Here is a 12,508-nt window from a genome sequence, read left to right as displayed (position 1 = left end):
TGGAATTTGAATACCTTTATTTTACTCTTTTTCAGACTAGTGATCTAGACCAGCTGAGGTGTTTTCCCCCCTTTTATAAAATCTGTTTTAGGTTCAAGCCCGAAAGTGATAAAATGAAAGTATTGTGAGCAAGCTCGGGGCAGCCCGGAACAGGAGGAACATATCGTGGCAAAGGTTCGCACAAAAGACGTAATGGAACAGTTCAATTTGGAATTAATCAGCGGAGAAGAAGGAATTAACCGCCCGATTACAATGAGTGACCTATCAAGACCAGGTATTGAAATTGCCGGATATTTTACATATTACCCGAGGGAGCGCGTGCAGCTTCTCGGAAAAACAGAGCTTTCTTTCTTTGAACAGCTTCCTGAAGAGGAGAAAAAGCAGCGAATGGATTCTCTGTGCACTGATGTAACACCAGCTATTATTCTTTCTAGAGATATGCCCATCCCGCAGGAGCTGATTGACGCCTCCGAGAAAAATGGGGTGCCTGTCCTCAGATCGCCGCTGAAAACGACAAGACTGTCAAGCCGTTTAACCAACTTCCTTGAGAGCAGGCTGGCGCCTACCACAGCAATTCATGGCGTTCTTGTCGATATATATGGTGTCGGCGTGCTGATCACAGGAAAAAGCGGCGTCGGAAAAAGCGAAACAGCGCTAGAGCTTGTGAAAAGAGGGCATCGCCTTGTTGCCGATGATTGCGTTGAAATACGGCAGGAGGATCAGGATACTCTTGTGGGAAACGCTCCGGAATTAATTGAGCACCTTCTTGAGATCAGGGGCCTTGGCATTATCAATGTGATGACGCTATTTGGCGCTGGCGCGGTCAGAAGCAATAAACGAATCACGATTGTCATGAATCTTGAACTCTGGGAGCAGGGCAAGCAATACGACCGGCTCGGACTTGAGGAAGAGACCATGAAAATCATTGATACAGAAATTACAAAACTGACGATTCCCGTCCGCCCAGGCCGAAATCTTGCAGTCATCATCGAAGTGGCAGCAATGAACTTCAGATTGAAGCGGATGGGGCTGAATGCCGCTGAACAATTTACCAACAAGCTGGCGGACGTCATTGAAGACGGTGAACAAGAAGAATAGGAGTTGGCGTTAAATGAATGAAGCGATAGAACCACTCAATCCGATAGCATTTCAGCTGGGGCCGTTAGCCGTCCACTGGTACGGAATCATTATCGGTCTCGGCGCTTTGCTCGGGCTGTGGATAGCGATGAGGGAAAGTGAAAAACGGGGGCTGCAGAAAGATACGTTTATTGATCTTGTCCTGTTTGCCATTCCAATTGCGATTATTTGCGCACGAATTTATTATGTTGCCTTTGAATGGGACTATTATGCGGCACATCCGGGAGAAATCATTAAGATTTGGAAGGGCGGCATTGCCATTCATGGCGGATTAATCGGCGCCATTTTAACGGGTTATGTGTTTTCGAGAGTGAAAAACCTTTCGTTCTGGAAGCTTGCGGATATTGCCGCGCCCAGCATTTTGCTCGGCCAGGCGATCGGCCGCTGGGGGAACTTCATGAATCAGGAAGCGCACGGCGAGGCTGTCAGCAGAGCCTTTTTAGAAAACCTGCACCTGCCTGAATTTATCATCAATCAAATGTATATCAATGGGCAATATTATCATCCTACTTTTTTATATGAATCACTATGGAGCTTTGTCGGCGTCATTGTTTTACTGCTGCTGCGCAGAGCGAATTTGCGTAGAGGCGAGATGTTCTTGATCTATATCATTTGGTATTCAATCGGAAGATACTTTATTGAAGGAATGCGGACTGACAGCTTAATGCTGACTGATTCACTTCGCATCGCTCAGGTGATTTCAATCGTATTGATTGTTTTGGCTGTGGCAGCCATCATCTTCAGACGCGTCAAGGGATACTCGAAGGAGCGGTACGCGGAGTAGACGTCAACAAAGGGGGATGAGGGATGAAGAAGATCTTTCTGGCCGGTCTTGCAGCAGGTTTTCAAACAACATGGACGCTGGGTAAAGTGATTTTCCCGGTAACGCTATTGGTCACTTTGCTCCAGCATACCCCTGTCATGGATTGGCTTGTACGGCTGATCACACCGGTAATGGGTCTCTTCGGGCTTTCTGGTGAAGCGGCCATTCCGCTTGTACTGGGAAATATGCTGAATCTGTATGCGGGAATTGCCGGGATTTTAACATTGGATTTATCTGTGAAAGAAGTCTTTATTTTAGCTGTTATGCTTTCTTTCTGTCATAACTTGATTATCGAATCGACAGTTGCCGCAAAGGTTGGTATCAGAATTGGCGTCATATTGGCCGTGCGCATCGGTTTGGCCGCTGTGTCAGCCATCGTCATCAACCTCATTTGGCATGGCGGAAAGGAAACGGCGCAGTACGGTTTTATCGCTGCGAAGAGCGCGGCGCCAGACAGCTGGCTAGGAATGTTGGCAGAAGCATTAACGAAAGCCGGACTTGGTGTTTTGCAGCTGGCGGCAATAGTGATCCCGCTGATGATTATCATCCAGTTTTTAAGAGATTTAGGCTGGCTTTATCGGTTTTCCAGGTGGCTGTCGCCGTTTACGCAGCTGCTTGGCATGAATAAAAATACGTCTATGACGATGGTGACGGGACTGACGATTGGTCTGGCCTACGGAGCGGGTGTCATGATCAAAGCTGTCGAGGATGACGGCGTGAGCAAGCGGGACATGACATTGGCATTTATATTTCTCGTTGCCTGCCACGCGGTCGTGGAAGATACACTTGTCTTTATTCCGCTTGGCATACCGGTCTGGCCGCTTCTTTTGATTCGTGTCACCACAGCAGTTCTGCTGACAATGGCTATTGCGCACACGTGGAAAAAATGGAAACCCTCAGCGGTTGGAAAGGAAGCAATATGAGTGACAAACAAGTAACGACGATTCTGTTTGATTTAGACGGAACGCTTATTAATACGAATGAATTAATTATCGCGTCCTTTTTGCATACACTGGAGCATTATTATCCGAGCAAGTATAAACGAGAAGATGTCCTTGCATTTATCGGGCCGTCTCTTTTTGATACGTTCTCTTCGATGGACCCTGATAAATGCGAGGATATGATCGCTATGTACAGAGCGTACAATCATGACATGCATGATTCACTCGTCACTGAATATGAAACGGTATATGAGACCCTGGATGCATTAAAAAAAGCCGGCTTTACATTAGGAATTGTGACAACAAAATTAAGAGATACTGTCAATATGGGCCTCAAGCTCACGGGAATCGGCGAATTCTTTGAAACAGTTGTCACCCTTGATGATGTGACGAATGCAAAGCCTGATCCCGAGCCTGTGCTGTTAGCGCTGAAACAGCTAGGAAGCGAGCCGGCGGAAGCCATTATGGTCGGTGATAATTACCATGATGTGCTGGCAGGGAAAAACGCCGGTACAAAAACGGCAGGAGTCGCATGGACGATTAAAGGGCCGGAAATGCTGGCGAAGCATGAGCCGGATTTTATGCTTGAGAAAATGAGTGATCTATTACAAATCGTTGGAGTGAAGTAATCTGTGAGAAAAACAGATCGTCATCCGGTCTCGGGGGCCAACTCACTGTGGCATGTCTATCAAACGGTACCTTTTTTAAAGGTCGTCAAAAATTTCATTGTCATTCAAATTGCGAGATATACGCCGTTTATAGGGATGAAAAACTGGCTGTACCGCACATTTCTGCGGATGAAGGTTGGAAAACAGACATCCTTTGCCCTCATGGTGATGCCAGATATCATGTTTCCGGAAAAGATCTCAGTCGGAACAAATACAATCATCGGGTACAATACGACCATTCTGGCCCATGAGTATCTGATTCACGAATACCGGATCGGCAAAGTTCTGATCGGGGACGAAGTGATGATTGGTGCCAACACGACCATTCTGCCCGGGGTGAAAATAGGAGATGGCGCAGTTGTGTCCGCCGGAACGCTTGTCCATAAGGATGTGCCTGACGGGGCATTTGTCGGCGGAAATCCGATGAGGATCATCTATACGAAGGAAGAAATGCAAGAAAGATTGAAAAAGTCCGCTGAATAACATCAGCGGACTTTTTTTGTTAAAATTGAGTGTTGTTGTTTTCGTAAATATGCTGAACACCAATCCATTTTTGACCGACATTAGAGTAGCGTGTATTTGTCATTCTGACCGTGCTTGTTTTGCTGTCCGTCCGGAATATCGCTTCCTTCATGTTTGTGATGGTGCACTTGTCGATGATCACATCAACGTGGAAGGTTGAACCACCAAGCTGTCTAATGAACTTCCCGCCATTATCCGCCGTGAAATTTTTCACTGTGAAGGTACTGGCTTTATTGATTTGGAATATCTTATCTGACGCTTTTTGAGCAGAACCGCCGTCGATCGTCACTTTTCCTTCCTTCTTCACCGTTAACGCATCCTCACCAACATCTTCCCATTTCACATTCTGAATGTTAACGTTTCCATAAGTGTGCACGCCATCAGCTGCAGGTGCACCAAGCACCACATTTTTCAGGGTTGCTCCATCCTCCACACGAAAAACAGGGTCTTGGTTTTCTGACTGGCTTCCGTCACCTAATTCTTTCCCTGCCACAAACCGCTGTCCTTTCCCGTCATATGTTGTATTTTTTGGTACGATAATTGTTTCGTGCACCACTTTGTCAGCTGCAAAAACGGTTGATGGCTGAAACTGGCTGAAACCCATAACCAAACCGAACATAAATAGGATAGACACGATTTTTTTCAATGATAAATCCTCCCCGGATATCTTTCATTTTTTGCAAGAGAAGCGTCAGCGACTTGCACCGGCTTCTCTCGCATAGATCGGGGCAAGGCTGAATCTGCTTTAATCATAAAAACAGACAGCCTGAAAGTAAAGACAATTTTGGGTGAAAAATGGAAAATGAATCGATCTTACCGATTGATACAAAAAGCATGAATATTGTCGTATTTGCTCAGAATAGAGCATAGTGAGGCTTCAGGTGTTTACTTTTGAATAACCACGGCCTGGCTGCCCATTTGTTTCCACGCTTTTTCAAAGCTTGTTCTATCGGTTTTTCTGTTTTTATAGCCATACGGATCATTGAGATACACATATTTATCATCATATCCCGTAACGGCGACGCTGTGTTCGCTGTACGTAATTTCTATCGTTCCGTTTGGCGTTTTCCATGTCTGCATGTTGTCAACTGGCGTAAAGTTGGCTGTCGTAATAACCCAAACTGGATTGCCTTTTTCAAGCTGCTGATAAACAGCGGAAATACTTTTTCCAGTCAGATCAGACACTTTGTCTCCCGCATAGGTTTTCGCCAGCTGATAGATCGGTCGATGGTAGACACCGAGACCAGGGCCATTCGCCATATCCCCGACAAATCCGTCATTCGGATCACCCTTTAATCCGCTGCTGTATGTCAAAGGCACTGTGGCAACCTGATTTGCCAGGGTATTTTTTGTCACGTCGTATCCCGCATAATTCAGCACCATCGCAAGGCTTGTTACTTCACAGCCGTTATAGAGCCGGGGTGCGTCCATTTGATTGTAAAGGATGACATCCAGCGGTTTTGCGCTTCCCTTCAGCTCCTTTTTGCTATTCGCAGCTGAGTCTGTATCGCTATCAGAAACCACTTTTTTAAGGCTGTTCAAAAAAGGAATATCTATATCTTTTGCATCTATTTTAAGTCCGAAAAAAATAACGCCTGAAAGAATCATCAGGACACATAGAGTTCGCAGTGTTTTCATCTTTATCTCCTTGTTCTCTATTTGATTTGTATTATAGCATGCCAAACATAAAGAATTTGAGATATTACGTACCTTTAATACATTATTCATGATTTTTTCATAATGAGGAGAAGGATATTTGAACTAAAAATATCCTTACTGAAGTTAAGCGTTGATTTTCATTCTTTCATCTGCTAACATATTATCATATTAGCGAACTAAAGGATTCGGAATTTTCCTTCATAAGATAACAGCGGAGGTGCTCGGGTTGATGTTTATGTTTGAAAAACCGCACGGCATGAGAGATACACTGCCCGGTTTATACGAAACGAAAAAAAAGGTGAGACGATCGTTAACCGATTTGATTGATAAATGGGGATATCAATTTATGGAAACGCCGACACTGGAGTTTTACGATACCGTTGGCGTCCAGTCAGCAATTGAAGAGCAGCAGCTGTTTAAGCTACTTGATCAGGACGGCAAGACATTGGTGCTTCGCCCGGATATGACGGGGCCGATTGCAAGGGTGGCGGCATCGAAGCTTCTGAAACACGGTCATCCGCTAAGAGTCGGCTATGCGGCAAATGTATTCAGGGCTCAGGAGCGTGAAGGCGGACGTCCGGCTGAGTTCGAGCAGGTCGGAGTGGAGTTAATCGGTGACGGCACGACGAGCGCGGATGCGGAGGTCATTGCTTTAGTCGTCGGGGCATTAAAAAACGCTGGGCTGGCATCCTTTAAAATTGCAATTGGCCATGCCGGCATTGCGGATGCTTTGTTTGTTGAGGTGCTCGGAAACGTTGAACGAGCTGATGTGCTGCGGAGGTTCTTATATGAAAAGAACTACGTCGGCTACAGAGAGCATGTCAAGTCTCTCCCGCTTTCCTCCATTGATAAAAGCAGGCTGCTTGAGCTCCTTGAACTGCGGGGCGGTATAGAAGTATGCGGACGTGCCGAGGAAATCGTCGATTCTGCGCAAGGAAAAAGCGTGGTTGATGAGCTGAAGGCGCTGTGGGACATTCTTGAGGATTACGGATGTACGGAAAATGTCCGCCTGGATCTGAATATGGTCAGCCACATGAGCTATTACACAGGGATTTTATTTGAAGTGTACGCCGAGAATGTCGGTTTTGTCATTGGAAGCGGCGGCCGTTACAACAAGCTGCTGGGCCATTTTGATTCACCTGCACCGGCAACAGGCTTCGGGCTTCGGATCGACCGGCTGATTGAAGCCCTTCATATGAAGGACGAACCTTGTGAAATAGACGCTGTTATTTTCAGCAAAGAGCAGCGGGCGCAAGCCATCGCTTATGCGAATGAAGAACGCATGAAAGGGAACAAAGTGGTTCTTCAAGATTTATCGGGAATAGAAAATATCGACCAGATGACAAAATCTTTTGCAAACGTCACTTATTTTATCGGTGCCAGAAAGGAAGAGCAAAATGGGTAAGTTACTCACAATGGCGATGCCAAAGGGCCGGATATTTGAAGAAGCGGCAGGGCTGCTGAGGCAGGCAGGCTACAGGCTCCCTGAGGAGTTTGAAGATTCGAGAAAACTGATCATCGATGTGCCGGAGGAAAATCTTCGGTTTATATTAGCGAAGCCGATGGACGTAACCACGTATGTGGAGCATGGCGTGGCAGACGTCGGAATTGCGGGCAAGGATGTCATGCTGGAGGAGGAACGCGATGTGTATGAGGTACTGGATTTAAACATCAGCAAATGCCACTTAGCTGTCGCCGGACTTCCGAATACAGACTGGAGCGGAGTAGCGCCAAGAATCGCGACAAAGTATCCGAATGTGGCTTCCAGTTATTTCAGAGAGCAGGGAGAACAAGTCGAGATTATTAAGCTCAACGGTTCAATTGAACTGGCTCCGCTCATTGGGCTTGCAGATCGGATAGTGGACATTGTTTCCACAGGACAGACGCTGAAAGAAAATGGGCTTGTTGAAACGGAGCACATTTGTGACATTACCTCTCGCTTTATTGTCAACCCGGTAAGCTATCGCATGAAAGACGATGTGATTGACGAAATGGCATCCCGCCTATCTCTCGTTGTGGAAGGAGAGACGGCAAAATGAAGATCAAAACCATCAGCGGAGCGGAACGGCTTTCTCTCAAGCGTTCCATCGATGCCGGAACGGAAGAGCAAAGAAAGACGGTCCGGTCCATTATTGAAGATGTTAAAGCAAACGGTGATCAGGCGGTTCGCAGCTACACGGCGAAATTTGACTGCATCGAAATAGACAGCCCGCTGGTCACAAAAGAAGAATTTGAGGAGGCATACACCTCACTGGATTCACGTCTTCTTCAGGTGATTAGGCAGGCAATCGAAAATATTAGGGAATATCACGAAAGACAGCTGCAATCCTCCTGGTTTTATCACAGAAAGGACGGCACAATGCTGGGGCAGAAAGTGACGGCGCTGGATTCCGCCGGTGTATATGTGCCGGGGGGAACGGCCGCATATCCTTCATCTGTTTTGATGAATGTGATTCCGGCGCTCGTAGCGGGCGTTGAAAGAATCGTTCTCGTCACGCCTCCGGGAAAAGACGGTCTGCTGTCTCCTGGAGTTTTGGTTGCTGCAGCCGAGCTGGGCATAAAAGACATTTACAAAATGGGCGGCGCTCAGGCGATTGCGGCGTTAGCATACGGAACAGAAACCATTGAGCCGGTGGATAAAATCACGGGTCCGGGCAACATTTATGTCGCGCTTGCCAAACGAGAAGTGTTCGGCGATGTCGATATCGATATGATTGCCGGACCGAGTGAAATCGTCGTGCTGGCTGATGAAACAGCGATTCCGAGCGAAATTGCAGCCGATCTGCTGTCACAGGCGGAACACGATAAGCTTAGCTCATGTGTGTTTGTCACAGATTCCATGGCGCTGGCCGAGACGGTTTCAGCCGAGGTGAATAAGCAGCTGGAAACCTTGCCGCGAAGAGAAATAGCGGAAGCTTCAGTGAGAGATTACGGTTGTATATATGTGGCGGAAACAATGGTAGAAGCGATTGAGACTGTCAATACACTCGCGCCAGAGCATTTAGAAATCATAACACAGTCTCCGGAAGCTTTGCTTGGCAGTATCAAACATGCGGGTGCAATTTTCTTAGGCAGATACAGCCCTGAGCCTGTCGGTGATTATTTTGCCGGACCGAACCATGTGCTTCCGACAAACGGAACAGCCAGATTTTCAAGTCCATTAAACGTAACTGATTTTCAAAAGAAATCGAGCATTATTTCTTACAGTCAATCAGCCTTTGAAGAACATGCCGAAAGCATCGCGGCTTTTGCCAGACTGGAAGGGTTAGAAGCCCATGCCAGATCAATTGAAGCGAGAGAACGGAGGATTTCTAAATGAGAAAAGCGGAACGCGTCAGGAAAACAAACGAAACAGATATTGAGCTGGCATTTACAATAGACGGCGGAGGACAAGCGGATATTAAAACAGATGTGCCGTTTATGACACATATGTTGGATTTATTCACGAAACACGGCCAATTTGATCTTTCCATTAACGCAAAAGGCGATGTTGATATAGATGATCACCACACGACTGAAGATATCGGCATCTGCTTAGGGCAGGCGCTGCTTGAAGCGTTGGGCGATAAAAAAGGAATCAAACGCTACGGATCGGCGTTTGTGCCGATGGATGAGGCACTTGCTCAAGTTGTGATTGATTTAAGCAACCGGCCGCACTTAGAAATGCGCGCTGATTTCCCGGCTGCTAAAGTCGGAACTTTCGATACGGAGCTTGTACATGAATTTTTGTGGAAGCTGGCGCTCGAAGCTCGAATGAACCTGCACGTCATCGTTCATTATGGAACAAATACCCACCACATGATTGAAGCCGTTTTTAAAGCACTGGGACGTGCGCTTGATGAAGCGACAACGATCGATCCGCGAGTTAAAGGAATACCGTCAACGAAAGGGATGCTGTAAATGATCGGCGTGATAGATTACGGAATGGGGAATTTATACAGTGTCTCAAAGGCGCTTGAACGTGTCGGCGTGCCGTATTTTGTTTCTGAAAAGCCGGAGGAGCTGAAAGAAGCTGATGCTTTCATTTTGCCGGGAGTCGGTTCATTTGGAGACGCGATGGACAATTTGGGCTACACGAAGCTTGATCAATTGATTCACGATATGGTCTCAGAGGGAAGGCTGCTTCTCGGGATCTGCCTCGGCATGCAGCTTTTATTTGAAGAAAGCGAAGAAAACGGCACCGCTTCAGGACTCGGGCTGTTAAAAGGAAAAGCAGTCAGGCTGAAAGCAGAAGATGAAAAAGGAAACAAGCTGAAGGTTCCGCATATGGGCTGGAATCGTCTTTCTTTTCATAATGAATCTCCGCTGCTGACTAAAACAGAACAAGGCTACGCTTACTTCGTTCATTCCTATTACATTGACGGGATGGAGGAGAACGCGCTTCTGGCAAGCGCCGATTATGGTGTACGAGTGCCTGCTGTAGTCGGAAAAAGAAACGTCTTCGGCGCCCAATTTCATCCGGAAAAAAGCAGCACGGTCGGAATGTCTATTTTAACCCAATTTACGAAAATGGCAGCAGAACAGAAGGTGAAAAAATGAGTGCTTTTACATTATATCCGGCAATTGATATGAGAAACGGCAAATGTGTTCGCCTTGTTCAAGGGGATTATAATAAGGAAACGATATATGGCGATTCACCGTACGACATGGCTGAGTTATTTGAGAAAGAGGGTGCCGAATGGATCCATCTCGTTGATCTCGACGGGGCCAAAGAAGGGAAAAGAGTGAATGACCGCCATGTGATTGAGATTGCGCAAAAGCTGAACCTGAAAGTCGAAATCGGCGGTGGGATCCGTTCTGAAAATGACGTCTATGAATATTTATCAGCAGGAGTCGAGCGGGTGATCCTGGGAAGCTCAGCAGTTTCTAACCCTCCGTTTGTCAAAAAAATGCTGAAACAATATGGCGAGAAAATTGCAATCGGACTGGATGCGAGAAACGGCTTTGTTTCAACAGAGGGATGGCTGGAAACATCAACCCTTAAGGCAACCGAACTAGGCAAAGAGCTTGCCAATGAAGGTGCGGAAGTCTTTATTTTTACTGACATCGCGACAGACGGAATGCTGTCAGGCCCCAATGTTAAAAGCACGGTCGAGCTTGCTAAGGAAACGGGGAAATCGGTGATCGCTTCCGGCGGAGTCAGCTCCGTCGCGGATCTCGAAGCTCTCGCCCGCAATGAGGCGGACGGCGTCTCAGGAGCGATCATCGGAAAAGCGCTGTATACCAATCAGTTTACGCTGAGTGAGGCGCTTGAAAGGGTGAAGCGCAAATGATCACAAAACGGATTATCCCATGCCTTGATGTCAAAGAAGGACGCGTTGTCAAAGGAATTCAATTTCTCGAATTGAAGGATGCCGGTGACCCAGTTGAACTCGCCGAAGTGTACGACCGGGAAGGTGCGGATGAACTTGTTTTTCTTGATATCTCCGCCTCGCACGAAGGACGAAAGACGATGGTTGACGTTGTGGAGCAGGTTGCCGCGAAGCTTGCCATTCCGTTTACAGTCGGCGGCGGCATCAATCAGCTCAGCGATATGAAAACGATACTGCGTGCCGGAGCGGACAAAGTGTCGGTGAACACGGCAGCTGTTCTCCGCCCTGAGCTGATTACAGAAGGAGCCGAGTTTTTCGGTTCTCAATGCATCGTACTTGCCATTGATGCCAAGTATGACAAAGAATCTGACACATATAAGGTCTACACGCACGGCGGCAGAAAGAAAACAGATTGGGAGGTCACCGCGTGGGCAAAAGAAGGCGTCAAACGCGGGGCAGGAGAAATATTGCTGACAAGCATGGACTCCGACGGTGAGAAAAAAGGCTTCGACCACACGCTGACAAAGCTTGTTTCCGAAGCTGTCCCCGTCCCTGTTATCGCCTCGGGAGGCGCGGGAAACGCACAGCATATGCTTGAGGCTTTTACAAAAGGAGAAGCCGACGCCGCGCTGGCCGCCTCAATTTTTCATTATAAAGAAACATCGATTAAAGAAGTGAAATCATACTTGAAAGAGTACGGGGTGAATGTGAGATGAAACAGGCAGATGAACTGCGTTTTAACGAGGACGGATTAATTCCTGCCATCGTGCAGGATGCGGCAAGCAAAGAAGTGCTGACCCTTGCGTATATGAACAAGGAATCGTACGAAAAAACGCTGGAAACGAAGGAAACATGGTTTTACAGCCGCTCACGCCAAGCGTTATGGCATAAAGGAGAAACCTCAGGGAACACGCAAGCCGTCAAAGGTATCCGGTATGACTGCGATCAAGACGCGCTGCTCGTACTCGTAGAACCGTCAGGCCCGGCATGCCACACTGGCAGCTACAGCTGTTTTACAAAGGAACAAGCAGAAGAACAGGCCGCGGGCCGATTCGGCATCATGAACGAACTGGAGCGGGTGATCGCGGAACGCCAAGCGGAAATGCCTGAAGGAGCTTACACCACGTACCTCTTCCGTGAAGGCGTCGATAAGATTTTGAAAAAAGTCGGAGAAGAAGCATCCGAAGTCATCATCGCCGCGAAAAACCGGGATCATGAGGAACTCAAATGGGAAGCGGCAGACCTGCTGTATCACCTGCTTGTCCTGCTCAGAGAACAAGCCTTGCCGCTGGATGATGTGCTTGACGTATTGAAAAAACGCCATTCTGAGATTGAAGAGTAAAGAGCCGTATGATACGGCTCTTTTTGTTTTGTGAAAAAGGTAATAGGTATTTAGATTTATATTAGGTGTTATATATGATTAGTTAATAAAAGGAGATCAAAACC

At 47.1% G+C, this 12,508-nt stretch carries 15 protein-coding genes; 13 read left to right on the top strand and 2 right to left on the bottom strand.

Features of this window, described 5'->3' with window-relative positions:
• Positions 1 to 165: 165 nt before the first annotated feature.
• The 5 genes from hprK to hprF are packed head-to-tail and all read left to right on the top strand — an operon-like array spanning position 166 to position 4,052.
• Positions 166 to 1,098 carry an HPr(Ser) kinase/phosphatase gene (gene hprK, locus MHB62_RS18125; RefSeq protein ID WP_003228097.1) on the top strand — a complete coding sequence of 311 codons (933 nt, stop codon included), beginning with the start codon at positions 166 to 168 and terminating at the stop codon, positions 1,096 to 1,098.
• A 13-nt stretch (positions 1,099 to 1,111) separates the two neighbouring features.
• On the top strand, positions 1,112 to 1,921 hold the full coding sequence (gene lgt / locus MHB62_RS18120; RefSeq protein WP_003242661.1) for a prolipoprotein diacylglyceryl transferase: 810 nt from the start codon (positions 1,112 to 1,114) through the stop codon (positions 1,919 to 1,921).
• Positions 1,922 to 1,944: 23 nt separating this feature from the next.
• Positions 1,945 to 2,883, top strand: coding sequence for a nucleoside recognition domain-containing protein (locus MHB62_RS18115; RefSeq protein ID WP_003243723.1), 939 nt, complete (start codon positions 1,945 to 1,947; stop codon positions 2,881 to 2,883).
• The gene (gene ppaX / locus MHB62_RS18110; RefSeq protein WP_003242685.1) at positions 2,880 to 3,530 is read left to right on the top strand and encodes a pyrophosphatase PpaX; all 651 of its coding nucleotides are present in this window, start codon (positions 2,880 to 2,882) and stop codon (positions 3,528 to 3,530) included. Before MHB62_RS18115 ends, ppaX begins: the two co-directional genes overlap by 4 nt.
• A gap of 3 nt (positions 3,531 to 3,533) precedes the next feature.
• On the top strand, positions 3,534 to 4,052 hold the full coding sequence (gene hprF / locus MHB62_RS18105; RefSeq protein ID WP_003244270.1) for a heptaprenylglyceryl phosphate O-acetyltransferase: 519 nt from the start codon (positions 3,534 to 3,536) through the stop codon (positions 4,050 to 4,052).
• A gap of 19 nt (positions 4,053 to 4,071) precedes the next feature.
• On the opposite strand, the gene pelC is transcribed toward hprF, so the two are convergent.
• Together pelC and MHB62_RS18095 are read right to left on the bottom strand one after the other, a co-directional pair.
• Positions 4,072 to 4,737 (bottom strand): pectate/pectin lyase PelC, encoded by a 666-nt coding sequence (gene pelC, locus MHB62_RS18100; protein ID WP_003242578.1) that lies wholly within the window; start codon positions 4,735 to 4,737, stop codon positions 4,072 to 4,074.
• Between the two features lie 239 nt (positions 4,738 to 4,976).
• A complete protein-coding gene (locus MHB62_RS18095; protein WP_003243552.1) occupies positions 4,977 to 5,729 on the bottom strand; it encodes a C39 family peptidase in 753 nt (250 codons plus the stop codon).
• 250 nt (positions 5,730 to 5,979) lie between these two features.
• On the opposite strand from MHB62_RS18095, the gene MHB62_RS18090 reads away from it, so the two are divergent.
• From MHB62_RS18090 to hisIE, 8 genes are read left to right on the top strand one after another with little or no spacing between them, the layout of a single operon-like run.
• A complete protein-coding gene (locus MHB62_RS18090; protein WP_003244441.1) occupies positions 5,980 to 7,155 on the top strand; it encodes an ATP phosphoribosyltransferase regulatory subunit in 1,176 nt (391 codons plus the stop codon).
• A complete protein-coding gene (gene hisG / locus MHB62_RS18085) occupies positions 7,148 to 7,789 on the top strand; it encodes an ATP phosphoribosyltransferase (RefSeq protein WP_009968235.1) in 642 nt (213 codons plus the stop codon). The genes MHB62_RS18090 and hisG overlap by 8 nt, the downstream gene beginning before the upstream one ends.
• Entirely contained in the window at positions 7,786 to 9,069 is a 1,284-nt protein-coding gene (hisD, locus tag MHB62_RS18080) for a histidinol dehydrogenase (RefSeq protein WP_003243286.1), read from the top strand. The genes hisG and hisD overlap by 4 nt, the downstream gene beginning before the upstream one ends.
• On the top strand, positions 9,066 to 9,650 hold the full coding sequence (gene hisB / locus MHB62_RS18075; protein WP_003243389.1) for an imidazoleglycerol-phosphate dehydratase HisB: 585 nt from the start codon (positions 9,066 to 9,068) through the stop codon (positions 9,648 to 9,650). Before hisD ends, hisB begins: the two co-directional genes overlap by 4 nt.
• Positions 9,651 to 10,289: an imidazole glycerol phosphate synthase subunit HisH gene (gene hisH / locus MHB62_RS18070; protein ID WP_003244267.1), complete on the top strand. Its 639-nt coding sequence runs from the start codon at positions 9,651 to 9,653 to the stop codon at positions 10,287 to 10,289.
• Entirely contained in the window at positions 10,286 to 11,023 is a 738-nt protein-coding gene (hisA, locus tag MHB62_RS18065; protein WP_003242559.1) for a 1-(5-phosphoribosyl)-5-[(5-phosphoribosylamino)methylideneamino]imidazole-4-carboxamide isomerase, read from the top strand. The genes hisH and hisA overlap by 4 nt, the downstream gene beginning before the upstream one ends.
• Entirely contained in the window at positions 11,020 to 11,778 is a 759-nt protein-coding gene (hisF, locus tag MHB62_RS18060; protein WP_003244585.1) for an imidazole glycerol phosphate synthase subunit HisF, read from the top strand. The genes hisA and hisF overlap by 4 nt, the downstream gene beginning before the upstream one ends.
• A complete protein-coding gene (gene hisIE / locus MHB62_RS18055) occupies positions 11,775 to 12,404 on the top strand; it encodes a bifunctional phosphoribosyl-AMP cyclohydrolase/phosphoribosyl-ATP diphosphatase HisIE (RefSeq protein ID WP_032722598.1) in 630 nt (209 codons plus the stop codon). Before hisF ends, hisIE begins: the two co-directional genes overlap by 4 nt.
• The last annotated feature ends 104 nt before the right edge of the window (positions 12,405 to 12,508 follow it).

Source organism: Bacillus sp. FSL K6-0255 (assembly GCF_045040725.1).
Classification (GTDB): Bacteria; Bacillota; Bacilli; order Bacillales; family Bacillaceae; genus Bacillus; species Bacillus subtilis.
Note: the sequence above shows the minus strand (reverse complement) of the source record. Positions and strands in the feature narration are given on the sequence as shown.

Bases quoted from the DNA above. Each gene is read 5' to 3' on its own strand.
- hisH (WP_003244267.1), top strand. From the start codon at position 9,651: ATGATCGGCGTGATAGATTACGGAATGGGGAATTTATACAGTGTCTCA.
- MHB62_RS18090 (WP_003244441.1), top strand. From the start codon at position 5,980: ATGTTTATGTTTGAAAAACCGCACGGCATGAGAGATACACTGCCCGGT.
- hisB (WP_003243389.1), top strand. From the start codon at position 9,066: ATGAGAAAAGCGGAACGCGTCAGGAAAACAAACGAAACAGATATTGAG.
- MHB62_RS18115 (WP_003243723.1), top strand. From the start codon at position 1,945: ATGAAGAAGATCTTTCTGGCCGGTCTTGCAGCAGGTTTTCAAACAACA.
- hisD (WP_003243286.1), top strand. From the start codon at position 7,786: ATGAAGATCAAAACCATCAGCGGAGCGGAACGGCTTTCTCTCAAGCGT.
- hisIE (WP_032722598.1), top strand. From the start codon at position 11,775: ATGAAACAGGCAGATGAACTGCGTTTTAACGAGGACGGATTAATTCCT.
- ppaX (WP_003242685.1), top strand. From the start codon at position 2,880: ATGAGTGACAAACAAGTAACGACGATTCTGTTTGATTTAGACGGAACG.
- hisF (WP_003244585.1), top strand. From the start codon at position 11,020: ATGATCACAAAACGGATTATCCCATGCCTTGATGTCAAAGAAGGACGC.
- hisG (WP_009968235.1), top strand. From the start codon at position 7,148: ATGGGTAAGTTACTCACAATGGCGATGCCAAAGGGCCGGATATTTGAA.
- lgt (WP_003242661.1), top strand. From the start codon at position 1,112: ATGAATGAAGCGATAGAACCACTCAATCCGATAGCATTTCAGCTGGGG.
- hisA (WP_003242559.1), top strand. From the start codon at position 10,286: ATGAGTGCTTTTACATTATATCCGGCAATTGATATGAGAAACGGCAAA.
- MHB62_RS18095 (WP_003243552.1), bottom strand. From the start codon at position 5,729: ATGAAAACACTGCGAACTCTATGTGTCCTGATGATTCTTTCAGGCGTT.